This window comes from Armatimonadota bacterium (genome assembly GCA_016223145.1).
Classification (GTDB): Bacteria; Armatimonadota; Fimbriimonadia; order Fimbriimonadales; family Fimbriimonadaceae; genus Nitrosymbiomonas.
In genome coordinates this window covers 271,864-295,866 of record JACRPN010000011.1, presented here as the reverse complement: position 1 = coordinate 295,866, position 24,003 = coordinate 271,864, and the positions used below count along the sequence as shown (strand labels likewise).

The 24,003-nt window shown below is 61.4% G+C and carries 19 protein-coding genes and 1 tRNA gene; 10 read left to right on the top strand and 10 right to left on the bottom strand.

Features of this window, described 5'->3' with window-relative positions; translation table 11 throughout:
• Nucleotides 1-10: 10 nt before the first annotated feature.
• Complete coding sequence (locus tag HZC36_10025) at nt 11-1,285, bottom strand: DUF1015 domain-containing protein (protein ID MBI5707311.1); 1,275 nt, start codon at nt 1,283-1,285, stop codon at nt 11-13.
• Here HZC36_10025 and HZC36_10020 point away from each other — a divergent pair.
• Both HZC36_10020 and araA read left to right on the top strand, forming a co-directional pair.
• Nucleotides 1,284-2,207, top strand: a complete 924-nt coding sequence (locus tag HZC36_10020; GenBank protein ID MBI5707310.1) for a polyprenyl synthetase family protein — start codon at nt 1,284-1,286, stop codon at nt 2,205-2,207. The two genes, HZC36_10025 and HZC36_10020, sit on opposite strands and share 2 nt — an antisense overlap.
• A gap of 52 nt (nt 2,208-2,259) precedes the next feature.
• Nucleotides 2,260-3,744, top strand: a complete 1,485-nt coding sequence (araA, locus tag HZC36_10015) for an L-arabinose isomerase (GenBank protein MBI5707309.1) — start codon at nt 2,260-2,262, stop codon at nt 3,742-3,744.
• 190 nt (nt 3,745-3,934) lie between these two features.
• Here the strand turns inward: araA and HZC36_10010 are convergent, their stop codons facing one another.
• The 5 genes from HZC36_10010 to HZC36_09990 all read right to left on the bottom strand — a co-directional run bounded on the left by HZC36_10010 (nt 3,935) and on the right by HZC36_09990 (nt 10,358).
• The gene (locus tag HZC36_10010; protein MBI5707308.1) at nt 3,935-6,337 is read right to left on the bottom strand and encodes a right-handed parallel beta-helix repeat-containing protein; all 2,403 of its coding nucleotides are present in this window, start codon (nt 6,335-6,337) and stop codon (nt 3,935-3,937) included.
• Nucleotides 6,338-6,368: 31 nt separating this feature from the next.
• The gene (locus HZC36_10005) at nt 6,369-7,187 is read right to left on the bottom strand and encodes a phytanoyl-CoA dioxygenase family protein (protein MBI5707307.1); all 819 of its coding nucleotides are present in this window, start codon (nt 7,185-7,187) and stop codon (nt 6,369-6,371) included.
• A 69-nt stretch (nt 7,188-7,256) separates the two neighbouring features.
• Nucleotides 7,257-8,072 (bottom strand): carbohydrate ABC transporter permease, encoded by an 816-nt coding sequence (locus HZC36_10000; protein ID MBI5707306.1) that lies wholly within the window; start codon nt 8,070-8,072, stop codon nt 7,257-7,259.
• Entirely contained in the window at nt 8,069-8,890 is an 822-nt protein-coding gene (locus tag HZC36_09995; GenBank protein ID MBI5707305.1) for a sugar ABC transporter permease, read from the bottom strand. The genes HZC36_10000 and HZC36_09995 overlap by 4 nt, the downstream gene beginning before the upstream one ends.
• A gap of 205 nt (nt 8,891-9,095) precedes the next feature.
• A complete protein-coding gene (locus HZC36_09990; GenBank protein MBI5707304.1) occupies nt 9,096-10,358 on the bottom strand; it encodes a sugar ABC transporter substrate-binding protein in 1,263 nt (420 codons plus the stop codon).
• 390 nt (nt 10,359-10,748) lie between these two features.
• Here HZC36_09990 and HZC36_09985 point away from each other — a divergent pair, with 390 nt between their 5' ends.
• A complete protein-coding gene (locus tag HZC36_09985; GenBank protein ID MBI5707303.1) occupies nt 10,749-11,498 on the top strand; it encodes a class I SAM-dependent methyltransferase in 750 nt (249 codons plus the stop codon).
• 251 nt (nt 11,499-11,749) lie between these two features.
• Here the strand turns inward: HZC36_09985 and HZC36_09980 are convergent, their stop codons facing one another.
• The gene (locus HZC36_09980) at nt 11,750-12,670 is read right to left on the bottom strand and encodes a site-specific DNA-methyltransferase (protein MBI5707302.1); all 921 of its coding nucleotides are present in this window, start codon (nt 12,668-12,670) and stop codon (nt 11,750-11,752) included.
• 152 nt (nt 12,671-12,822) lie between these two features.
• On the opposite strand from HZC36_09980, the gene HZC36_09975 reads away from it, so the two are divergent.
• Both HZC36_09975 and HZC36_09970 read left to right on the top strand, forming a co-directional pair.
• Nucleotides 12,823-13,866, top strand: a complete 1,044-nt coding sequence (locus tag HZC36_09975) for a dipeptide epimerase (protein ID MBI5707301.1) — start codon at nt 12,823-12,825, stop codon at nt 13,864-13,866.
• Nucleotides 13,863-14,891, top strand: a complete 1,029-nt coding sequence (locus HZC36_09970) for a DUF1611 domain-containing protein (protein ID MBI5707300.1) — start codon at nt 13,863-13,865, stop codon at nt 14,889-14,891. Before HZC36_09975 ends, HZC36_09970 begins: the two co-directional genes overlap by 4 nt.
• A gap of 194 nt (nt 14,892-15,085) precedes the next feature.
• Here the strand turns inward: HZC36_09970 and HZC36_09965 are convergent, their stop codons facing one another.
• A complete protein-coding gene (locus HZC36_09965; protein ID MBI5707299.1) occupies nt 15,086-15,955 on the bottom strand; it encodes an ATP phosphoribosyltransferase in 870 nt (289 codons plus the stop codon).
• 65 nt (nt 15,956-16,020) lie between these two features.
• Here HZC36_09965 and HZC36_09960 point away from each other — a divergent pair, with 65 nt between their 5' ends.
• The 3 genes from HZC36_09960 to purQ all read left to right on the top strand — a co-directional run bounded on the left by HZC36_09960 (nt 16,021) and on the right by purQ (nt 19,134).
• A complete protein-coding gene (locus tag HZC36_09960) occupies nt 16,021-17,838 on the top strand; it encodes a hypothetical protein (GenBank protein ID MBI5707298.1) in 1,818 nt (605 codons plus the stop codon).
• A 149-nt stretch (nt 17,839-17,987) separates the two neighbouring features.
• A complete protein-coding gene (gene purS / locus HZC36_09955; GenBank protein MBI5707297.1) occupies nt 17,988-18,221 on the top strand; it encodes a phosphoribosylformylglycinamidine synthase subunit PurS in 234 nt (77 codons plus the stop codon).
• A 115-nt stretch (nt 18,222-18,336) separates the two neighbouring features.
• Nucleotides 18,337-19,134: a phosphoribosylformylglycinamidine synthase subunit PurQ gene (gene purQ, locus HZC36_09950; protein MBI5707296.1), complete on the top strand. Its 798-nt coding sequence runs from the start codon at nt 18,337-18,339 to the stop codon at nt 19,132-19,134.
• Between the two features lie 7 nt (nt 19,135-19,141).
• Here purQ and HZC36_09945 read toward each other — a convergent pair whose 3' ends face one another.
• On the bottom strand, nt 19,142-20,239 hold the full coding sequence (locus HZC36_09945) for an aminopeptidase P family protein (protein ID MBI5707295.1): 1,098 nt from the start codon (nt 20,237-20,239) through the stop codon (nt 19,142-19,144).
• A 38-nt stretch (nt 20,240-20,277) separates the two neighbouring features.
• Here HZC36_09945 and HZC36_09940 point away from each other — a divergent pair.
• Nucleotides 20,278-20,351 (top strand) — tRNA-Gln (locus HZC36_09940).
• Here HZC36_09940 and HZC36_09935 read toward each other — a convergent pair.
• Entirely contained in the window at nt 20,337-21,875 is a 1,539-nt protein-coding gene (locus HZC36_09935; protein ID MBI5707294.1) for a recombinase family protein, read from the bottom strand. The two genes, HZC36_09940 and HZC36_09935, sit on opposite strands and share 15 nt — an antisense overlap.
• A 758-nt stretch (nt 21,876-22,633) precedes the next feature.
• On the opposite strand from HZC36_09935, the gene HZC36_09930 reads away from it, so the two are divergent.
• Complete coding sequence (locus HZC36_09930) at nt 22,634-23,851, top strand: hypothetical protein (GenBank protein MBI5707293.1); 1,218 nt, start codon at nt 22,634-22,636, stop codon at nt 23,849-23,851.
• The last annotated feature ends 152 nt before the right edge of the window (nt 23,852-24,003 follow it).

The following is a 24,003-nucleotide window of genomic DNA, read 5'->3' as shown; positions in this document are numbered from 1 at the left end:
GGATAACCGCCTAAAAGTCACCGAGGGACCAAAGGACCAGCCCGGAGAGCAGTTTCGGGAAGTAATACGTGCTTTTCTGGGGCATCTTTTCGCCGCCCACCGCGATCTCGGTCATGTCCTCGGCGCTTGGCGGGTTCATGAGGAAGGCTGCAGCGCCCGGCCTGCTGCCTTCGCGCAGGGCCTCGTCGGGGTCGCGGGTATAGCTGAAGAAGTCGAGGCCGATGAGCCCGAGCACCTGCTCGAAGATCACCCGGTGAAGGATGCTGACGTCGAGCATTTTGAGCCTCGGGCTGTCGCCCCCCGTCATCCAATCGAGGGCGTCCTCGGGGCGTTCCAAGGTGAGCAGGAGTCCCGTGCCTCCCGGGAGGACGATACCGAAAACGCGCGTATCGGGGGCATTGAGCTTCTTGAGCTGTGCCATCAACTCGGCATTCGACATCGTGCGCACATTGAAGCGGTTCGAGAGCGCAGTCTTGAGCTCCGCCGTGCCCATTGGCATCTTGGGAACGATCCTATGCGTGGGAAGGATGACGAGGCCCGGATCGCTGATGCTGCTGATCGCCATCATCATGTAGTCCTCGGCGACAGGGCCGTCTTTGGGTCCCAGCGCTTCGCGAAAGGCGCAGGCCGTTTCGTAGCGATGGTGGCCGTCGGCGATCCAGATCCGGCGATCTGCCATCAGCTTGGCCAACTCCGAGCAGGCGTCCGGATCGTCGATGCCTTCGAGCACCTGATGGACACCATCTTCAGAATCTAGGGTGGCTAGCGGTATTGCCGGAGCGCTTTCGATGGCCGCCTGATAGGAACCAGAGTCCTCACACAGTCCATAGATGCATTCCAGGTGGGCTCGAGTCGCCTCCAGCACACGGAGGCGGTCCTCCTTGTGCTTCGGGAAGGTCTGCTCATGCGGGAGCACCACGCCCTTCTCGTAGGGCTCAGTCTTGAGGAGGGCGATGACGGCGGTGCGCTCGAGTTTGCCGGGTTCGCCGGGGATGGAAAAGGTCTGCCGATACCGGTAGAAAGCGGGTCTGGTTTCGAGTTCCAGCGTGCCGTCGCGCCGCCACTCTGCCAAGCGAGCGGAACTCCGCGCGTATTTGACGAACTTGCTGCGGTCGTCCGGAAGCTGCTCGGGAAGCGTGAGCATCACCACGTTGTGCGGGTCCTTGGCGGCGTAGCGCTCGCGGTCCGCCGGAGAAAGCACGTCGTAGGGCGGAGCAATGAGGGACGCAATGTCGCCGGCTTTCTTGGAGTAGCGCAAGCCCTGGAAAGGTCGAATCTCGGCCATGTCGGGCGAGTTTACCAACGCCTCGGTACACTTCGTGGAACTCGTGGACATTCCACAAACGCTGGATGCATGGCGCGAACAGATCGACGCCCGGCTCTCGGACTGGCTCCCCAAGGAATCGGCGCCGCCGACCGAGCTGCATCAGGCGATGCGCTACGCCTGCCTGGCGCCGGGCAAGCGATTGAGGCCATTGCTTTGTCTGGCGAGCGCTGAGGCTGTCGGTGCGACGCCCGAGGCGGCCCTTGATGGGGGCTGCGCCATCGAGATGGTCCACGCCTTTTCGCTGGTCCACGACGACCTGCCTTGCATCGACGATGACGACCTGCGGCGGGGCAAGCCAACGTGCCACGTAAAATTCGGCGAGGCGATCGCTGTGCTGGCGGGAGATGCGCTTTTTGCCTTGGCGTTCGAGGTGATCTCGAAGGCGTCCAGTCAATCTGAGGCCTGCGCCCAGGCCACACGCCTGCTGGCATCGGCTTCCGGTTCTAGCGGGCTCGTTGGCGGCGAGGTGCTCGACGTGCTATCTGAAGGGCGAGAGGTATCCGGGGCCGTTGTTGATGAGATCCACCGCAAGAAGACCGCGGCACTAATCGCGGCTTCGTGTCGGATCGGGGCCCTGCTGGGAGGGGGAACCGGCCAACAGTGTCTGGCGCTGGAGCACTTCGGGTTTGAGATCGGCCTGGCATTCCAGATTGCGGACGACATCCTAAACGAGACGTCTACCGCTGAGGAGCTTGGGAAGGCAGCGGGCAGCGACCGCGACCGCAAGAAAGCCACCTATCCTTCAGTCCATGGGCTGAAGTCATCTTCCGAAGCCGCCAAAGGGGCCGTGGAGCGGAGTTTGGCAGCGCTTGTTGAGGTTGGACTGGCCTCTCCAATGCTGACGCATCTGGCGACGAGCACGGTCGAGCGAAGTTCGTAGTTCCGGCTCTTCGCCCCAAAAGTCGGTCCTTATGAGTAACCTTCGGACAGCCATGTCCAATCATGCCCTTTGGTTCGTCACCGGCTCGCAGCACCTTTATGGCCCGGAAACGCTCAAGCAGGTCGCCTCCAACTCCCAAGCGATCGCCAACGAGCTGAACGACACCAAGGCCATCCCATTGCCAATCGAGTTCAAGCCCGTGCTCACCGATCCGCCCGCGATCCGGGAGCTTTGCCTTGCCGCCAATTCGGACCCTTCCTGCGCAGGGCTTGTCCTTTGGATGCACACCTTTTCGCCCGCAAAGATGTGGATCGGCGGTCTCTCACAGCTTCAGAAACCCATCGCCCACCTGCATACCCAGTTCAACCGCGATCTGCCCTGGGCCACGATCGACATGGACTTCATGAACCTGAATCAGGCTGCGCATGGCGATCGCGAAGCCGGGCACCTGCACACGCGGCTGGGGGTGGCTCGGAAGATCGTCGTCGGCCACTGGTCGGATCCCGAGGTGCAAGAGCGACTCGGCGCGTTTTCTCGAGTCGCTCGCGGATGGGCCGATCTTCAAGGCGCAAAATTCTGCCGGTTCGGCGACAACATGCGTTCGGTCTCGGTCACCGAAGGCGACAAGGTGGCGGCAGAGGCCCAGTTTGGGTTCTCGGTTAATGGCTTTGGAGTGGGCGATTTGGTCGAGGTGGTTGAGGCGATTGGTGAGCAAGCCATAGACGACCTATGTGACCAATACGACGAATCCTACGAGGTCGAGCCCGAACTGGGAAGGGGTGGCGCGAAGCACGAATCCCTTCGCTACGGGGCGCGATTGGAGCTTGGCATCAAGCAGTTCTTGATCGACGGGGGTTTCAAGGGTTTCACCACCACCTTCGAGGACCTTCACGGCTTGGCTCAGCTTCCGGGTTTGGCGGTGCAGCGGCTGATGGCCGAGGGTTTTGGATTCGGCGCCGAGGGGGACTGGAAGACCTGTGCGCTGGTGCGGTTCATGAAGACCGTTGGTGAAGGTCTGGGCGGGGGAACGAGCTTCATGGAGGACTACACCTACCACCTCGACCCCAAGCGGCCGCTGGTTCTCGGGGCCCACATGTTGGAGATCTGCCCGAGCATCTCCAAGGGCAAGCCCAAGCTGGAGATTCACCCCCTGGGCATCGGCGGCAAGGCCGATCCGGTGCGGCTCGTGTTCGATTCCCAGACCGGCCCGGCGCTCAACGCCTCGCTCATCGACCTTGGGCACCGGTTCCGCCTGATCGTGAACGAAGTGAATGCGGTGGGTACGCCGGAGCCAATGCCGAAGCTGCCGGTGGCGAGGGCCGTGTGGGAATGCAAGCCCGATTTCAAGACCGCCTGCGCCTGCTGGCTCTATGCGGGCGGAGCGCACCACACGGGGTACAGCTACGCGGTGACTTCTGAGCATTTGCGCGACTTTGCAGAGATCGCAGGTATCGAGTGCGTGGTGATCCGGGATGGCACGACGGTCGAGGGCTTCAGGCAGGAGCTGAGGACGAACGAGGTGTACTACCGCAGGTGAAAAGGGCCCCCTCCTCTTGGAGTGCAGTGCGAGGAGGCTTGAATTCGAAAACCTCCATCCCCTACCCGTTCCTCCTCGCCTTGCGCGCCGGGAAGATAGGGATTCCGGAGTCTCCCACCCCAACCCCTCCCTTCCCGACATATCGGGACTCGGAAGCAGTTTCGCTTCGCAAAACCAAGGGAGGGGCTCTTCACTTCTTCGGCTGAATATCCAACTTAAGCATCGAATACCCGTCGATTTCGAAGTGCTCTACCCTGATCTCGTGCTTGCCAGGGCCGAGTTCTGCCGTGTCCAGCGTGGGGCCGTGCCAGTTCCAGCGGTCGATCACCAGTTTTCCGTCGATCCACACGTGCACTCCGTCGTCACTGGTGCAGTTCAGCACATATTTCCCGGCAGGAAGTTCAACGGTTCCGACCGCCGAAGTCGCATAGTGGTCGCGCAAGGCCCCCTTGTAGCCGTCGGTGAAGTCCAGCTTGTCCGACTTCTCCGTCAGGATCGGTTTACCCTCTTTCAGCAGCGCTTGGAAGGCAGCGTACTGGCTGCGCGGCTCCTGGGTGTTGGCGTCGTAGGTAAACCACTTCGTATCCCAGGCGATCGGCGCGAAGAACTTCCGGTAGCCGAACTTAACCGGCTTGCCCTTGGGCGTCACGTTCCCTTTGACGTCTGTGGTCGCCGCGCCGGTGTACTCCAGCTCGATCCAGATGTCCGACGCCTTGCCCGGTTCGAGCACGACATCCACCATGTCGGGCACAGTGCCCGCCAGCTTGGAAAGCGATCCCACGCCGCGCGACTGCGCCACCTTCCAATAGCCCTTCGGGCCCAGAATCTCGAACCGGTAAGCCGTAGCGCGGGACGCGGCCGGTTCTCGTCCCGCCTGCTGGACCGTTTGCGGCGCCTCGCCTCGCGGCCAGAGGATCGGGCGCTTGAAATCGTACGGCCCCCATTCGTCCACCAGGATGTAGCGTCGTCCGCGGATTGCCCCGTCCGGCAGCATAGCGTTCATGCCACCTTGAAGAGGCTTCGGCGCATACTTTGAAGTTGCTGCTCGCCCAGCATCCGACATCCACGAGAGGTCGGTCGGCGACCAGTCGGTCTCAAAGAGCGCCAGATATCCCGGCTGGTCCTTGGGCGCGTTCGGCGATTCCGTTCCGTTGCCATCGACTAGACGCACGGGGGCTTGCGCTCCCTGGCCGGAGGTCCGCCAGGTTCCGCCCTGAATCTTGATGCCGTTGCCCGGTTCTTCGCCCGTCCGGTGGCGCACGTCGTTGTTCTTGAAGGTGAAGCCCTCCCGCTTGCCGCCGAGCTCGAATATCCGGCCATTGCGTGCGAACTCGTTGTCCTGCACGGCAACACTCGAGGTTTCGCGGATGCGCAGCACCGAACCGGCGATGCCCTCGAAAGAGTTGTCGGCGATGAGCCAATCCCTGCTTCGGCAGTCCCGGGCCTTGCCATAGCCCCAATTCGGGTCAAGGGTGGCATTCTGCCAAAGCCCGATTCCGCTGGCATCGCTCAAGAAGCGGTTGTACTGGATCACGTTGTCCTGTCCGTGCTCCCAGGAAATCGCCTCGCCGTTCAGGCCAAACGTGTTGCCGATCGTCTTGCTCTCGTAGCCAAAGCCGCCCCAGATGCCGTGCCAGTTTTCGAGCAGCAGGTTGTTGATGAATAGGTTCCGGCTGAAGGTGGCCTCAATGCCGTTCGCAGGCGAGTGGCTGAAGTCGTTTCCATAGAGCAGGTTGTCGTTACAGCCGCCCTTGCCGGTATCCATGGTGGTCTGTCCGGCCCAAAGGAAGAAGCCGTCGCCGCCGTGAGTCACCGAGTTGTAGGCGAAGATGTTGCGGTGAGACTGTTCATAGATCAGGATGCCGGTCGAGTCCTGGCCCCGGTTGTAGACGCCGTGGCTGTAGCCGCGCACGCACCAGTCGATCTTGTTGTGCATGATCTGGTTGCGGCTGGATAGGTACATGGCGACGCCTGCCCCCGAGAGGAAAGAGAAGTTGTTGTTCCAGACCTTGCCGTCGCTGCACTCCATCATCATCAGGCCGTTCTGGCCGCCGACAGCGGTGCAGCCCTTGACCTCGAAACCGTCGCATTTGCGCAGGTAGATCGCGCAGCCGTAGCGCAGCCACTCGTCCTTCTCGTTGCGGTGGTAGCTCATCCAGTCGGCGCCGTCCTCGCGTTCGAGGTTGGAGAGCAGGTGCTGTTTCCAGTTGTAGGAGAGGTCGCAGTTGAGGATCTTGATTCCGGGGGCGCTGCGAGCGAGGATGCCAAAGCGGTAGCCGCGCACGTTCAGGTTCTTGATCGTGACGTTCTTGCCTTTGACCAGGACCGCCAATCCGAGCCGCTTGTCGGGATCGACGCTCGCGGGAGTGCCGCGCAGGGTTGCACCCTTGAAGTCGACCACCAGGTTGTCGCCTTGGATCGTCAGGGCCGGTTTGGCGACGTTGTCGGTGTTCGTGGCCAGATTGTAGATTCCCGGCTTGGCCGAACCCGATTTGGTGATGGTTAGTCCCAGCTTGGGGACGATCGGTCCGGCCGGGGCTGCCTTGGCTTGGAGGGGCGCGATGGCGAGAAGGGCGGTGAGGCTCGCGATCATGGCCCATTGTGGCTGATCGCTCCGTCGAGCATTACCCCTTCTTCCACACCAGTGGGTTCACGACGTCATCATCCAGCACGTCGCCGATCTGGAGGGTGCGATAGTACTCTGGTGGCAGCACGTTGGTCGAGCCGTTGTAGGTGCTGCCGATCGGCATATAGGCGCAGGTCATCGCGCGCCGGGGCTTGTTGGTCATGTTGGCGCCCGCGCCGTGGGCGACAAGCCCGTTGTGAAAGACCGCCGAACCCGCAGGGCAGGGACACGCCACCGGGTCGATTTCCTTCCACTCGGGATACACCTTGAAGAGGTCGGCCATGTTCTCGCCGATGCCGGCGTTCTCGTAGCGCGCGGTCTTGTGCGTGCCGGGGACGTACCACATGCAGCCGTTGCCGAGCGTCGCATCGTCGAGCGCCACCCAGATTGAGATCGAATCACGGCTCGAGAAGGACCAATAGGGGTTGTCCAGGTGCCACCCGGTTGGGTTTCCGAACGGCGGTTTGATGAGCGCCTGATCGTGCCAGATGCGCATGCCGTCCACGCCGGCGAGCGTCGAGGCCATTTCGCCAAGCCGCGGGTCGAGCATCAATCGGCGAACTCCCGCGTGGGTGTCGGCGAGCTTCAGGCACTGGAGAAAGACCTGCTGGTAATACTCGCTGACGCCGTCCGCCGTGTTCGTGAGCCAGGGCTCGCCCTCTTTGGGCTGGGGCTTGTTTCTCTTTCGATCTTCGACAGCCTCGCCCACCTGCGTGCGCCAGTCTTCGAGCTCCTCGGGATCGAGGAAGTGCTCAATGACAATGTAGCCGTTCTCGCGGTAGGAGGTCACTTGCTCGGCGCTGAGTTGATTCCTCATGGGACAGGATTGTACATTCCAGCCTTTGCTATTCGAGTGGTTTTCGCCCGGGGACTTTTCCCTCGCAGCCTACTTGATGCTGCCCATCGTGATCCCCTTCACGAAGAACCTCTGCGTGAAGAGGAACACAAGCAGGAGGGGCGTGATGACAATGACTGCGGCGGTCATCTGGAGGGGCCAGTTCGCGCCGCCGTAGCTGTTCTTGAAGACGGAAAGCCCGACCTCGAGCGTGCGCATCTCGACCGAGTTGGTGGCGAGCAGGGGCCAGAAGAAATCGGTCCACACGGCGAAGAACGTGAATGCCCCGGCGGTGGCGAGCGCGGTCTTGGAGAGCGGCAGGATGAGGCGGCGGTAGATGAAGAACTCGCCCGCGCCGTCGAGCCGGGCGGCCTCGTCGAGCTCCTTGGGGATGGCGAGCATGAATTGTCGCAGCAGGAACACGTTGAACGCGCTGGAGAGCCCGGGCACGATCAGTGCCCAATAGGTGTCGAGCCATCCCGCCGAGCGGACCAGCAGATAGACCGGAAGCTGCATCACGGGCCCGGCGAACATGAGGCTGAGCAGGAAGAGGTTGAAGAGGGCGTCTCGGCCCCTAAAGGTGAGGCGTGAGAAGCCGAACGCGGCAAGGCTGGTGACGAAAAGCTGCCCGAAGACGACGGCGCATGTGACGATCACCGAGTTCACGAAGAACCGGAAGACGGGGAGTTCGGGGTTGAAGAGCACGAGGCGGTAGTTCTCCCAGTGGGCCTGGTCCGGGAGGATCTTGTCGACGCTGGGGATGGGGGCCTTGGAGGGGTGAAGGGAGACGAGGATCATCCACACAAACGGCGCCGCCAGGAACAAGGCGAGGAGGATAAGGAGGAGGTAGGAGAGGAGCTTCTTCATCCCACCCAATACCCCTCCAACTGCTTTTTCATCATCCGATACTGCAGAAACGCGAAGATGGCGATGACTAGAAGCAAAATAAACGACTTCGCCCCGGCGATGCCGACCAGGAACTTCTGCCACGCCTCGATGTAGATGTGGTAGCCGACCACGTCGGTCGTGTCCTGCGGGCCGCCCTTGGTCATCATGTACACCGGCGTGAAAAGCTGGAACGCGCCGATCGTGCTGGTGACCATCACGAAGAACGTGGTCGGCGCGAGCATCGGCAAGGTCACGTGCCAAAAGCTCTGCCACTTGGAGGCGCCGTCGAGCTCGCTGGCCTCGTAGAGTGCCGGCGGAATGCCCATCAGCCCCGCCAGAAACAGGATCATCTTGGGCCCGAGCCCGACCCATACGCTCATGAAGACGAGCGCCGACATGGCCCAACCCGGGTTCTGAAGGAAGTCGGTCTTGTTTGTGATGCCCGCCATGCCGAGCAGCGAGTTGATGAGACCGGTCTCGGGCAGATAGACATAGATCCAGAGCATCGCGATGGCGACGCCCGAACTGATGGCCGGGATGTAATAGATCGTGCGGAAGACCGTGATGCCCCGCAGCTTCTGGTTGACCAGGATCGCCACCCCAAGCGCGACCGCCATGCCGAACGGCACGCTTCCCAGCGCGAACCGAAACGAGTTGCCCATCGCGTTCCAGAACAGGCCGTCGCTGAAGCTGTAGCGGTAGTTCGCGGCCCCCACGAACTGCTTGCTCTCCTGGATCAGGTTCCACTTGAAGAAGCTGAGATAGAAAGTGTAGAGCAGCGGGAAGAGCGCGAACACGATCAGGTGCGCCGCCGCCGGAGCGACGAACAGCGGACCACGAATTGACGATTTACGATTTGCGATTTACGATCTCCTCCTGGGGATCTCTCGCAGAGCACGCTGAGAAGGCGCAGTGACGCAGAGGGTTTCAAGGTTTTCGGAGTCTCCACCCCCAACCCCCTCCTCATTTTCGCTGCGCAAGAACAAGGAGGGGGCTTCGGAGTTAGCGCAATTGGAAGTAAGCATCGATCCTCCTTGCCGCTTCGGTGAGGGCCGTCTTTGGGTCCGCTCCTTGGAGGATCGCCTCCATGGCCTTGGTGCCTGCGGTCTCCAAGTAGTCGTAGCCCATTACCCGTGACCCCCACGGCGGACGGGCGCTCGGAACGATGTCGAGAAACGCCCTTTCCAGAGGGTCTGTGCCGCGCTCGGCGGCGACGTCCTTGCGGGCGTCCACCGCGATGCCGGTTTTGTTGTAGCGCTTCTGGATGGCGTAGCTGGTGAAAAACTTCAGGTACTTCCAAGCCAGGTCCGGGTTCTTGGCCTCCTTGCTGATCGCCAGGCCAGCTTCGTACATCACGGTCACGCTCTTCGCCAGGTTGGTCGGCAGCGGCGCGACGCCGATCTCGGACATCTTGATGTCCTTTGACTCTTTGTAGCCCGTGATCGCCCAGTGTCCGCTGACGCCCATCGCGGCGCGGCCCGTGGCAAAGAAGTCCACGCCCGTGGCTGCCGAGGCGCTCAGCGAGGGAGCGTAGCCGGCGTTCACCAGATCGCGCAGAAACGTCACCGCCTCGACGGCTTTCGGCGAATCGATGAAGCCGCCGGCCTTGGTCCCGTCGGGGCTCAGAACGTCGGCGCCGTTGTTCCAGAGGAACATGATCCATCCGGGCATCCAGTTCGAAAAGGCGAAGCCGTACTGCTTGTCTTTGATCGTCAGCTTCGCCGCCGCCTCTCTGAACTCTGCGAAGTTCCAGTTGCCGTCGGGGTAGGGCACCCCAGCCTGGTCGAAGAGGCGCTTGTTGTAGTAGAGCACCATGGGCGTGAAGTCGCCCGGGATGGCGTAGACCTTGTCGCCGCGCCGGCAGATGTCCACGACGTTGGGGAAGAACTCATCGAGCGAAATGTCCTTGTCCCTGGCAAGGTAGGGACTGAGGTCCATCAATGCGCCGTTGTCCACAAACACCGAGGCGCTCGATGCGTCGACGGTCATGATGTCGGGCGTGGACTTCGCGACGAAGTTCAGCAGCATCTTGCTGACGTAGTCTTGGGAGCCCGGGATCCCTTCCTGGAGCACGCGGCATCGGTTGGCCGTTCCGAACTCCTGAAAGATTTCTCGGATGGTGCGCTGGAACTCGCTGTCGTCGCCTGCGCCGCCCCAGTTGGCGATGCGAAGGGTTGCCTTTGCTTCTTCGGAGCCGCAGCCGCACGGCAGCGCCGATAGCGCAGAGAGCAGCAGAATCCAGGGCCACGCACCGTTGCGCTTCACGAATGGATTATGGCGGAGCGTTGGTGGGCAGGGATGCCTGAAGGCTGAAAGCAAGGAAGTTGCCGCCAGTAGAGGGTCGACGACGTCCTGATTCCCTTTGCCTTGCGCGAGCGGACCCCTCACCCGGTTCGCTTTGCTTACCGACCTCTCCCTCAAGGGGCGAGGTGGCCACAAAAACGGACCCCCAAAAATCAGGCGGGCCGGGAAATCTCCCAGCCCCTCAATATTCCTGACTATTTCTCCTTTCGAACCCTTTAGCCAATTAGCCTCTTTTTGAAGCCTCGTATAGGTATTGTCCCGAGCACCCTGTTTTGTGACATCGGTTTTCGAATTGCTGTCAGAACCTGGTAATTCAGGTTCAACGCAGCTTGGCTCCGGTATCTTGGGATCATGTCCGAGCAGGCCCCCACCCGTTGGCAGGCGTTCTTCGATGCGCATGCGCCGCACTATCTGCAGAACGGATTCACCAAGAACACGGTCGGCGAAGTGGCGTTCCTGCTCGAACGGCTCAACTTGCCGGCCGGCAGTTCGATCCTCGATATGGGCTGCGGCGTGGGGCGGCATGCGGTCGAGCTGGCCAAGCGGGGCTTTCAAGTGACGGGTGTAGACCTCTCGGAAGGGATGCTGGCGCAAGCTCGAAGGGCCGAGGAAGAGGCGGGCGTGTCGGTGGCCTGGGTTCATGCCGACGGCAAGACCTTCCGATCTCAACAGCTCTTCGACGCAGCGATCTGTCTTTGCGAGGGAGGCCTGGGGCTGGCCGACGTCGACGAGGAGCCGGTCGGGCACGATCTGGCGATACTCCGCAGCATTCACGCGGCGCTGAAGCCCGGAGCGCCCTTCGTGCTGACGGCGCTCAACGGCTACGCGATCATCCGCCGCATGACCGACGAGCACGTGGCGAACGGCTCGTTTGACCCAACGACGATGCTCGCGACCTATCAGGACGAGTGGGACCTGCCCGAGGGCAAGCGCACGATGGCGATCCGCGAGCGGCTGTTCATCCCGCCCGAGCTGGTGGCAATGCTGCGGCACGTGGGTTTTCTGGTCGAGAACGTGTGGGGCGGGACAGCCGGGGATTGGGGCGAGCGTCCGATCAAGCTGGATGAGATCGAGATGATGGTCTGGTGCCGGAAGGGATAGGGGACGTATAGATCAGTTAGGCTCCGGCAGCACCTCCTCACCCGATTCGCCGGAGCTTTCCGGCCTCTCCCTCAGGGGGGGAGGCGGAAGCAGAAACGCGTCGCCGCCGGTTCCGTGCCGGCGCGTCTCGGGACTTCTTTCAATGGCGCATAGACGCAAAGGCATGCACAGGCATGCGCTGGCTGAAGCCTGCGGCTACGGGTTGAGGGTCTTGGGCGAGAAGGGAGAGGCGAGAGGTGGCGGGCGAGAGGCTATGGCCTGGCCTTCGCCTTCGGATTCACCCGGTCGAAGGCGTGAGGGTCATGGAACCGATAGGGAAGCCGCGCGATGCGCGGCTCGAAATCCGTGCTGACATCTTCTTGTCGCTCGATCAGGAGCGCCGGCCCATCGCTTTGCAGCCGTTCGGTGATCAGGGGCAGAAACGCCTCGTTCATTTCCACGCCAATGCCGTTTCGGCCCAGCTCTCTTGCGGCTGTGAGCGTGGTCCCGCTGCCCGCAAACGGGTCCAGAACCGTCTCACCCGGGAAGCTGAACATGCGGATCAGCCTCCGCGGGACCTCCTCAGGGAACACCGCCTGATGCTGCACCTGCCTGGCGCCCGGGATCTTCCAGTGCCCCGCGAAGAAGGTGTTCCATTCCTCCCGCGTCAGCGCCGAGGCGTCCTTCTGTCCCTTCGTCCCTTTAGGTCCTTGGCCAAGCTTCCTGAAGAGCAGAATGTGCTCATAGTCCACCTTGATCATCCCGTTGCGCGGATGAGGGTAGCTTCCCATGATCGCCGCACCGCCGGTGGTCTTGGTGGTGGTCACCTTCTGCCAGATGATCGTGCCCATGTAGTCGAGCCCAAGCGCCTCGCAGCATCGGATGATTTCGCTTTGGATGCTGATGAGCTTGTAGCGCCCGTAGTGAATGGCCCGGGCAAACTGGTCGCCAACGTTGATGCAAAGGCGGCAGCCAGGATGGAGCACCCGTTCGCATTCGGCCCACACCAAGTTCAGGCTGTTGACGTAGTCCTCATAACTTTGGTGGTAGCCGATCTGCCCCTCGGCGCCGTAGTCCTTGATCTGCCAATAAGGCGGCGATGTGACCACGAGGTGGACCGAGCCGTCGTCGATGGCGGAAAGGTCTCGCGCGTCGCCAAGAATGACGCGGCTGGTGGGAGCATTGGGAGGCATCCGATAGTGAAGACGAGGCGATAGACGATTTACGATTGGCGATTTACGATTTGGTTTCCGGGATATGAGGATAGGGGATTGGGGGCAGGATGCAGTGTGAGCCGCCTCTCTAGTGTGAAAGCCGCCACAGGTTGGGTACACAGCGCAAAGCCGTGCCGAAGTTCTCCTTTCAGATCGTGGAGCTCAAGAAGCGCTATCCACTGGCCATCAGCCGAGGGGTGAGCGCCGGGAGCCGAAGCGTCTATGTTCTTGCCGAAGACCAAGGAATCGTTGGCCTAGGCGAGGGCGCGCCCGGGATCGGGATTGAAGAAGACGCTCCTCTGAACTGCCGGCGGCAGTTGGAGGAGTTCTGTTCGGCTGAACGGGATGGCTGGACCCCCGAGGCCGTGTGGCAACTCGCCAAAGAGGAAGGAATCGAGCCCGCAGCCATGGCCGCGCTGGACATCGCACTTTGGGATTTGGCCGCCAAGAAGGCTGGCAAACCCCTCTATGCGTTTCTGGGGCTGGAGAATCGATCGGTCCCGACGAGCGTGACCATTGGCATCAACCCGCCCGAGGTGATCCGCGAGCGGGTACCGGAGATTCTGGAAAGGACCGGCGCGAAGTTCCTCAAGTGCAAACTGGGATCTCCGGAGGGCATCGAGGCCGACAAGGCCAATTTCCTTGCCTCGCGCGAGGCGTCGGCTCCCTTCAACGTGAGTTTACGGGTAGATGCGAACGGAGGGTGGAGCCTGACGGACGCCAAGCACATGCTCGTCTGGCTCGCCGAGAGAGGCGTGGACTACGTCGAGCAGCCGCTCGTCGAGGGCGCCGAGGATCAGCTTCCTGAACTCTTCGCGAGCCGCCCTTTGCCAATCTATGTGGACGAGTCCTGCCGATGGGCCTCCGACGTCGCGCGCCTTGCCGGGAGGGTGGACGGTGTCAACCTCAAGCTCATGAAATGCGGGGGGATCACCGAGGCGCTGAGGATCGTGGCGGAAGCACGCAGACACGGCCTCAAGACCATGATCGGGTGCATGAGCGAGTCGTCAGTGGCGATCGGAGCTGGAGCCTCGATCGGTGCGCTATTTGATCACATCGACCTCGATTCCCACCTGAATCTGGCGCCCGATCCCGCCACGGGTTTGGAGTTCGTGGAGGGCGTGGTCCGCTGCCGTGAGGTTCCCGGGCACGGGGTGGAGCTGAGACTGCCATGATCGAGAAGCACCACAAGTTGGCGCTCTACATGGAGGGCGCCATTGGAGAAATGGCCGCCAAGATGGGCAGCGGCTGCCTGCGGTATTCGCCTAACGAGATCGTTGCCGTCATTGACTCCCGATTTGCGGGCAGGGATGTTGCCGACGTGTCCGATTCGGCCCGCTCCTGCCCCGTCGTGGCGGATGTCGACGCCGCGGCCGCGCTCGGCGCCGATGTACTCGTTCTTGGGATCGCGCCGCCGGGAGGGCTGATCCCCAAAGAGTGGTATCCCGACCTCGACAGGGCCGTGTCGCTGGGGTTGTCGCTGGTGAATGGGCTGCACGACCTTCTCGGGCCGAGGTATCCGGCGCTTTGCGAGGGACAATTTGTCTGGGACATTCGCGTGGAGCCGCCCGGTCTCGATATCGCCCACGGAGAGGCTCGAAACCTCACGAATACGCGCGTCTTGATGATCGGCACGGACATGAGCTGCGGGAAGATGACGGCCGGCCTTGAGATCTGGAAGACGGCCCGCGAACGGGGTATGGATGCCCGGTTCGTCGCAACGGGCCAGATCGGGATTGTCGTCACCGGCTCGGGTGTGCCGCTGGACGCGATCCGGGTGGATTTCGCAGGAGGCGCCATCGAGCGCGAGGTGCTGAAGGGCAAACACGCGGACATGGTGATCGTCGAAGGCCAGGGCTCGCTCATCCATCCGGCGAGCACCGCCAACCTGCCCCTCCTGAGAGGCACGATGCCAACCCACCTGGTGCTTTGCCATCGCGCGGGGGCTGAGACGCTGCGGCGCGTGCCGTGGGTCAAGATTCCCCCACTGCGGCAGCTCGCCACCCTCTATGAGGACCTCGCCGAGGCTTGCGGCACATTTCCGCGCCCCAAAACGGCTGCGATCTGTCTGAATACGGGCGGTCTTTCGGAGGAAGAGGCCAGGGAGCACATCGAACGAACCGAGCGTGAGACGGGCCTGCCGGCCACCGATCCGGTGCGGACCGGGGTGCAACGGGTGCTGGAGGCGGTCTTGGAATGATCCGTTGCCGCTGGTCCTGCACTGCCGCTCAAGGGACTTTACGCGAAGTCATTAGCCGCCACCACCGTGCCGGCGCCCCTATGGATTTTTCGCCGAGACGCAAAGACAGTAGCCGCCGTTTCCGTGCCGGCGACCCTAGGGACTTTTCGCAAAGACGAAGAGCCACAAAGGAGCGCCAAGCAGAACGGGAGTCCCTAGTAAATCACCTTATTGAGCGGATATTCAACGATTCCTGTCGCGCCGGCGCGCTTGAGGGCAGGGATCAGGTCGCGCACCTCCTTTTCACTCAAGATCACCTCGGCGGCAACCCACTCCGAATCGGCCAGCGGCGACAGCGTCGGGTTCTGCAGCGCCGGGAGCAGGCCCAGCACCACGTCCTTGCTCGCCATTGGTACGTTCATCTTTAAGCCAACCAACCTGGACGCATTCATCGCGCCAGTCAGCAGAATCTCCAGCGACTCCAGCTTGTGGCGCTTGTCTGAATCGGCCCAAACGCCGTGCCCGCAGACCAGACGCGTGGTGGACGTAAGCAAGGTCTCGATGATCCTAAGGTTGTGCGCGCGCAGCGAGGACCCCGTTTCGGTGTTCACGACGATCGCATCCACAAGGCTGGGAACCTTGACTTCGCACGCGCCCCAACTGAATTCGACTTGTGCGGCAACACCCTTGGCCTCAAGAAACCTCTCGGTGAGGCGCACATACTCCGTCGCCAACCTCTTGCCGCGAAGGTCCTCAGCCGTCCGATAGGGGGCGTCGTTGTGCACGGCCATCACGACCCGAATCGGGTTGGAGGTCAGCTTCGAATAGCGCAGTTCGCAGACCTCGTGGACGTCCACGCCGCAGTCCATCACCCAGTCGTGGCCGGTCAATCCTGCGTCGATCACCCCATCCGCCACATACTGAGGAATCTCCTGAGGGCGCAGCAGCACGGGCTCGATCTCGGGGTCGTCGACCACCGGCTGATACGAGCGCGAGGAGATATGGAACGCAAAGCCCGCCCGCTGAAAGAGGGAGAAAGTCGCTTCTTGGAGGCTGCCTTTCGGAAGGCCGAGCTTTAGGATCATGGGTTCAAAAGGATACCTTTCCACCCTTCACAGGGGCCCCGGGGCAGCCGACAATACGGTCAACCGTGGCGCTTAACGGATCCGATTTCAGATGGTGCTCTGTCGGCCTTTTTCTGGCAGAGGGCGACCGCTATGCCCCCTATTACCGAGAGGTTTTGGAGCATGCGGGCGTGCCCTTTCGCAGGCTGAGCAGCCTCCACGGCCAGGACCTGGAGGGCCTCGACGTCCTTCTGCTTTGCGGCTATGGCGGACTGAGCGAAACGCAAAAGGAGGCCGTCCAGGGTTGGACCGGGTTCGGGAAGGCGCTGGTCTGCAGCGGCTCCGCGTGGGGGCTTGAAGGGGTCTTCGGACTCTCGGGAAGCGGGGTGCACCTCTCTCGCGAGAACCTGGAGCCGATTCGGCCCGACCGCGTGTGGCCTGATGGAGGGTCTACGGTCTTCTTTGGCGGCACGGGGTACCCCGCTGGCGCCAAGGCCACGCTGAAGGTGGGCGACGCCCACACTGAGAATGCCGGAAAGGGTGCAGCCCGGGCGTCTCGCCTGGGTGACGAGGGTTCAGCGACTGGAGTTGCCGAGCGCCAAACCGGCATTTCGCATCACGCCTTTACCGGGTTTGTTCGCGTCGAGGCGAACCGCGTCAAGGCGCTCTTTCTCGCGCCTCACGTTGGCCAAACCCTGTGCCAAATGGCCTTGGGACGGTCTGTGGAGACCGACGCTATCGCGCAGACCGACCCTCATTTGCGTCTCGATGACGGCATTCTGCGCGCCGAGGACGGCATCGCCCTGGACATCGAGCGAGACCGCGCCCAGTCTGGCAATGCGCCCTGCTCGGCCTTCCTGGAGCCCCATGCCGACCGCATCCGAGAGATGTTCGTTCGGGCCGTGGTCGAGGCGGTGGAGTTCACCGGCGCGAGCCTTCCCATCTTCTGGCACTGGCCGAACGGCGCGCCGGCGGCCGGCGCGCTCAGCGTAGAGGCCGAGACCTTTGGGACCGACCTCGTCTCCAAGGTCCAGCGCTCGATGACGATGATCGGCTGCCGTCCTGCCTGGCTCGTGGGCGCTCCCGGGTTTCCGCTCGATATCTATCGCGCCTTCCGCGCCTGGGAGCACGAAGTCGGGCTGCTCTTCCAATCCGACGCTCACACTCCGTGGACCGAGGACAAACTGAAAATGCAACAGGTCGGCGTCTCCCGCACGGCGGCGGTGCCCACCTGCACGACGGTGCGCCCGAGCAACGGCCAATGGCAGGGCTGGGCCCAGTTCTACGAGTTTGCCGAGCACGTGGGCGCGCGGGTTTCAGCTTCCAAGGGGGGCCGGCAGCCGGGGAGCGCCGGATTTGCGTTTGGCACCTCCCACCCGTTCTTCCCGTGCAGACCTGACGGCACATCGCAGCTCATCATGGAGCTTCCGTACACGACGTACATGCCCGGCGTGGTGACGCCCGATTCCGTCGCCGAGGCCATTCTTGAAAAGACCCTGAGCAGCCACGGGTGCTTCCAGATCGTGGTTCAGCTCGACCCGGCGACGCTCGACTCAGCGCTCAACTCAGCGCGGCGATTGATGGCGTCGGGACGCCAGAGGCGGATGGTCTTCATGCGTCCCGATGAGATCCACGCATTCGAAAAGGGCCGGCGAACCCTGAAGACGTTCTACCGGTCGGGCGTCGAGGGCGGAGCGCTGTCGCTTTCGCACGACCACGAACTCGAGGGGCTGACCATCTTGTTTGTGGGACCTCGGCTTCGACCGACCATTCGAGGGAAGGTGCAGTCGCCTCAAGCCGTGGACCTTTACGGAACGAAGCTGAACCAGGTGATCGTAAACCTCCAAGAGCGCAGCCAACTCGACATCCTGCTTGCGTTTGAGGATGTAGCGAAGGCGGCGTAAAGAAGGGGCACAGGGACGAGGGAACGAAGGGACAGGGGGACGAAGGGACGGAGAATGCACCGCCCTGCACTCCCGCCTCGGACCTCAGACCTCGGACCTCGGACCTTTCAACTCGTCCCCTCCTCCCCAATCTCTGCCAAACTATCGGCATGGTGACCGTTCGCGTGTACGTCACGCTGAAGCCCTCGCTCCTCGATTCCGCCGGCCGCACCGTAGCCGGATCGCTCAAGAAGCTCGGATTTGACGAGGTGTCCAATTGCCGAATTGGAAAGTTGATCGAATTGCAAGTGGAGGACTACTCCGAGGCGCGCGTGAAGGACATGTGCGACAAGCTGCTCGCCAACCCGGTCATCGAGAGTTACCGGTTTGAGGTGGCGGCGTGAGTAGGAAGATTGATGCCTCCGCCTCTTCTGAGGTGGAGGCTGGCGCAGCTAATTCACGGGATGTTCAAGCCTCCACCTCGGAAGAGGCGGAGGCATTGCAGTTTGAGGTGCCGAGATGAGAATCGCCGTTCCCCAGTTCCCCGGATCCAACTGCGATCAGGACGCGATTTGGGCGCTGCGCGACGACCTCGGCGTCGAGGCAGAATACGCCTGGCACGAGGAGTTCTCGTTGGACGGTTTCGATGGAGTCTTCGTGCCGGGAGGCTTCACCTACGGCGATTATCTGCGCTGCGGGGCCATCGCCTCTCGCTCGCACATCATGGAGGCCGTCGCCAAACTCGCCGCCCAGGGCAAACCGGTGATCGGCGTCTGCAACGGTTTCCAGATCCTGTGCGAGACGGGCTTGCTGCCAGGAGCCCTGCTGCCCAACGTCGGCCAGAAGTTCCTCTGTCAGGACGTCTGGCTAACGGCAGAGAATCGGGATTCGGCTTGGACGAAACAATGCGACCGTCCGCTGCGCATCCCCATCGCCCATGGTGAAGGTCGCTATTTGGCCGATCCCGAAACGCTGGAGATGTTGAGACGAGAAAATCGGATCGCGTTCACTTACGGGAGCCCCTATAATGGCGAGAAGCGAGAAGCGAGAGGCGAGGATCGAGATGGCGTGACGCGAGAGCCTGGAGACGAATTCGCTTCCAGCCTGTCGCCTCTCGCCGATCCCAATCCCAACGGCTCGATCGAACGCATCGCAGGCGTGCTCAATGAAGCCGGCAACGTCCTGGGCATGATGCCCCACCCCGAGCGCGCCACGAAAGCGATCTTGGGGAATACCGACGGTCTGGCGATTCTGAGAGGGTTCTTGGAGTTCGCATCCAAGGCAAACCCAAGATCGGGTTCGGCAATCGCCGTCTGATCAGGACCTACACCTCGACAAGCACAGGGCTCGGCTCTTCGTTCAGGCTGATTTCGCCGTCGGGGCCGACCGTGCAGATGTTCTCGATGCGCACGCCGAACCTTCCGGGCAGATAGATGCCGGGCTCGATGCTGAAAACGTTGCCCTCGACCAGTTGGTGCGCGTTGCCTTCGACGATGTTCGGGTCCTCGTGGCCCCGCATGCCGAAGCCGTGGCCGAGGCGATGCATGAAATAGGGCCCGTAACCGGCGCCTTCGATGACCTTGCGCGCGATGCGGTCGAGTTGCTGGCACTCGACGCCGAGCGCGATGGCGTCCCTGGCTGCCTTATGGGCCCGATAGACCACATCGTAGACCTTCTTGGCCTCGTCGCTCGCGCGTCCCACACAGACCGTGCGCGTGATGTCGCTGTGGAAACCGCCGACCGTGCAACCGAAGTCCATCACAATCACGTCGCCGTCCCTGATTACCGTGTCGTCGCTCAGGTGGTGCGGTTCGGCGCCGTTGGGCCCGGCCGCAATGATGCAGAAAAGCGGTTTGCCGCCGAGCCGCGCCATTTCAGCGTTGAGGGCGTCCATCACGTCGGCTTCGGTTGCGCCCACCTTGCAGGCCTCAACGCCGACAGGGAACGCCCTATCGGCGATCGCCCCGGCCTGGCGCATCAGTTCCAGGTCGTCGGCGGTCTTTACGCTCATCATTTGCGAGAGATAGCGATTGCCGGGCCGAAAAAGCGCTGCGGGCAGGGCTTCCTGCATGGCGAGGAGCATGTGGGCCGGGAGTTCGTCGTCCACGGCGACGATGCCCGCACGAAGGCGCCAGTCCTCCGCGAGCCGCTCGAAGATCGCCACTGGGTTCTCGCCGTCACGCCAAGACTGCACGTCCTGAATGCCCGAACGGCCCGCCTGGGTCGCCGAAAGCGCTGGGCAGATCAAGCGCACCGCGCCGGATTTCGACACGCAGAGCGCCATGAACCGCTCGCCGCCGCCCTCGTGGAAGCCGTGAAGGTAGCCCATCGTCACCGGCGACCACCCGATAAAGGCGTCAATCCCGTGCTCGGCAAGCTCGTGGGCGAAGCGGTCGGTGCGCGAAGCGGCTGCGGTGCTCATGCCTAAATTATGTACCCGGGTATCCTCTTCGCTCGCGCTGGCGGATCGTCTAATGGTAGGACAGCGGTTTTTGGTGCCGTCAGTCTAGGTTCGAATCCTAGTCCGCCAGCCATTTCCCAGTTTCGCGGTTGCTGCCTTCACTTTCGATTGATTGGAGCATCGTTTTGAATGGCTCCTGCAAGGAAAGTTGCACCGATCCGTTCTCCAACTGGCAGTTCGAACATAGGGATCTGAGTATCTCTCGTTTTTCCTTTGGAGTAGCCTTTTCGAACCTGGAGTGGCAGTTCGAACCTAGTTCAAGAAGGGTCACGCCGAGCTCGAAATACGAAGCTTGAGCCTTGCTGAGACTTGAGAGGAGGAGCCGACAAGCATCGAGTTCACTTTCCCACTTGAGCTTGAGTTTGTCGAAGATCGCCATCGGGACTTGGCCAGAGAGCTTGTCCAGATACAGTGCCTCCAACTTGCCTTCTATGCTCTTAGCTTCGTTTCCCAGCGATTCTCGCTGATCGTCGTGAAAGGCACGCTGTTCCTCAAAACTCTCCTGCAGCGCGTCCCGGAGCATTTCCAATATCTCCGCATCGATATGCAGGCGTCTGAGAAGATTGGAGACTTGGGCGCTGACAACGTTTTCTTCGATACACTTCTGCCCAGGGCATCGGCCCTTCTTGCCTGTGCAGTGGTAGTAGACGTATTTGCCTTTGTGTCTCTCTGCCGTGATGGCGCAGCCGCAGTGAGAACAGGTGAAGACGCCTTTGTAGGTGAAGTCAAGCTTCCCGAAACCGGTCTTGTTACGGTTCCGGCCGTGCATTACTTCCTGAACCTTCTCGAATAGTTCTTTCGAGACGATCGGCTCGTGCGTCCCGTCGTTTTGGACCCCGTTCCAGAGTATTTGACCGCTGTAGATCGGGTTGGAGAGAATCTGGGCTATCATGCTGGTCTGCAAGACGTTTCCCTTGCGGGACCGTAGACCGATATCACGGGCCAGCACCCGAAGGTTTGCTAAGGACGCCTGCCCCTCCGCATAGGTCTGGAACAAGCGGCGGATCTTGACGGCGAGCTTTTTGTCGACCTCGATCACGCGCCTAGAGCCGACGATGACGTTGACGTAGCCAAATGGAGCGTGAGATGGCCAGAGGCCCTGTTTGGCCTTCTCTTCCATCCCCTTCCTTGTCTCCTCCGAAAGGTTGTCGATGTAGTTCTTGGCCACCACCAGTTTGATGTCGTGGACGAACTTCTCGTGGCTCTTGGAGGCCTTCGAAAGGACGGTCCCTTCTTTGACGAAGTGAAGCTCAACAGCAAGATCGCCAACCAGGACCCTGTCTTTGAGATTGCGGTACAGACGGTCAACCTTCTCGCAGAGGATGGCCCCAACGCCCTTAGCTCGGACGAACGCGAGCATCACCTGGAATCTCTCCCGGCCAGCTTCCTTGGCCGTCTCGGCTTCGATGAACTCGCATTTGACTTCCAGACCGTGTTGCTGGGCATAGCGGCGCAGGAGGCCAAGTTGTGCTTGGAGCGAATACCCCTCCTGTTCCTGCTCTTTAGTCGAGACCCGGGCGTAAAGGACTGCCGTCCCGGCCTTGGGGGATTCTTGGACCAGGATGGTCCTTTTGGCTGAGCGGCGACCGTACGACATGGAGACTATATTCTACGTCTTTCTCTGTTCGATCCTGACGAAGATCTCGACCAAATGTAGGACGCGAGCCGAGAACAGCTTGGCATCCTCATCGGAGACAAGCCGACCCATGCGCTTCGACCAGATCTCTGACATCGAACCGGCTGAAGTCACGGCGGTCCGGCCACTCTCTTGATCGAAGACGGGTCGCTCCGGGCTCTCCTTTCGCTCGTTGGGTGCTCTGAGGCGAGCACGGATAGGGCGTGCCGACACCGGTGCCACTCCGGCCACCAAGGCGCCACGTTCGGTGGAACCGTGATTCAACGGCCCACCTCAATGTGGCGAGCCTGCTCCGTGTGTGGACTATTGGTGCCAGGGCCGATCACTGAGACCATCGTACGGGAGGAATGTAACTGGCCCTGGCCTAGGACGCCGTTCTTGAGCAAATACGCAAGAATCTGGGACGGCTTGGTTTCGTTCTCTCTGGAGCAGAGCCGCTGGAGCTACCTGTCCAAAACGTCTCTTCCGCTCAACCCAATCCTCCTAATGCCCAGGACAGCCGCTTTCTGGAACAGCAGGCGAGAATCAGAAGATCTCGGCCCCCTCCCGGGCCCAGCTATCGGCATGAGAAAGGATATCGTTCGAAGAACAGATAAAGTCAGCTTGGGGACCAGACTGGCGGTGAACCTGCCCGGTTCAAGCAAGGCTGCTCTACCCGCTGCTCGAACAGGGAGCACCTGGCTGATCGAGTTTGCATCCGGCTCGGTATGCGATACGTAGTGTCTACGATGCTTGATTTGTGGCAGTCCCTGAATAATCGCGACATCGCCTTGCTCATCTGGGGAAGTGTCTTCCTCGTTTTCGCGGCCATGGTGGCAAGGTCGCACGTCAAGCCCCTTCTGAGAGCCTTCCTTAGCCCCAAGGTCAGCGGTGTCTTCCTGGCGCTCTTAGCCAACGCAGCAATGGCGGTTTGGGGTTTGTGGAGAGTCGGACTTTGGGAGATGACCCACCTCAAGGATTCGATAGTCTGGTTCTTGACGGTCGCTTGTGTCTCGGTCTTTCAGGTGCTGAAGGCGAGAGAGAACCCTCGGTTGTTTTGGGATCTCGTGTGGCAGAGCCTGGGGTTCACTGCCGCTATCGGTTTCATCACCAACACCTACGTCCTTTCGCTTGGGTGGGAACTGTTCTTGGTTCCCGCTGTCAGCCTGGTTGCTTCCATGAGTGTTGTGGCCGACCATTACCCGAAGCATCGAGTACTGAGACGGCCGCTTCGACTACTTCTGACGGGGATCGGTTTTGCTCTCGCAGTCTTTGCATTTCGGCAGCTCTATCTGGGGTTTGGCGATCTTTTGACTTGGGCCACAGCCAAGCAGTTTCTTCTTGCACCGACGCTGACCTTCTTGAGCTTGCCAACCCTCTACCTGTTTGCGCTCTGGGCCCAGTACGAGGAGCACTTCCTCAGGATTGGTATTTGGCTCAAGGACAAACCGGAGCTGATTCGCTACGCCAAGCGGCGAACGTTGGTTTCGTGTGGCTTGAACCTGGCAAGACTTGGCAAACTCAAGGGAGAGTACTACGTCCAGTTTCAAGAGTCTCGAACCGAAGGAGCAGTCGCAGAGATCACTCGTAAGTTCGCTCGCCGTCCCAAACCCCGTCAACTGTGTGGAGAGGTGGTTCGCACCCGCATTGTCCCTTACAAACTCCCCGCCAACGGCCAGGCGGCTCAAATGGTCCTGATCGACTGGAAAAACACCAGTGACGAAGCGGTGAACGCGGCATTTGCCGACATCGTGCCCTACGACGCTGATGGCGAGAGGCTGCCGTCTGGGGCCGAGGATTATTGCATCTATCGTTCAGGAGGAGATTCAGAATCTGAGGTTGAGCCTGGCCAGATCTACGTCGAGCCTGAGGAGCAGGGCTTCATCTTGCTCTCAAGTGTGTTCGGCCAGGCGGCTCGCGTCGAAGCAAGAATCACCCGACTGATTGCCGACCATTGAGAAGGCATTGGTCCCTACGAGACCGTTCTGAGCTTTGACGGAAGTTTGTTCGGATCTCACGTGACCGTCAGTTCGGCCCTCCAACCCGTCGTTCGGCATCCACTGCTGGAAGGGCGTTTGGTTCGGATCGCGGGGCCGCATTCCTGTCGCGC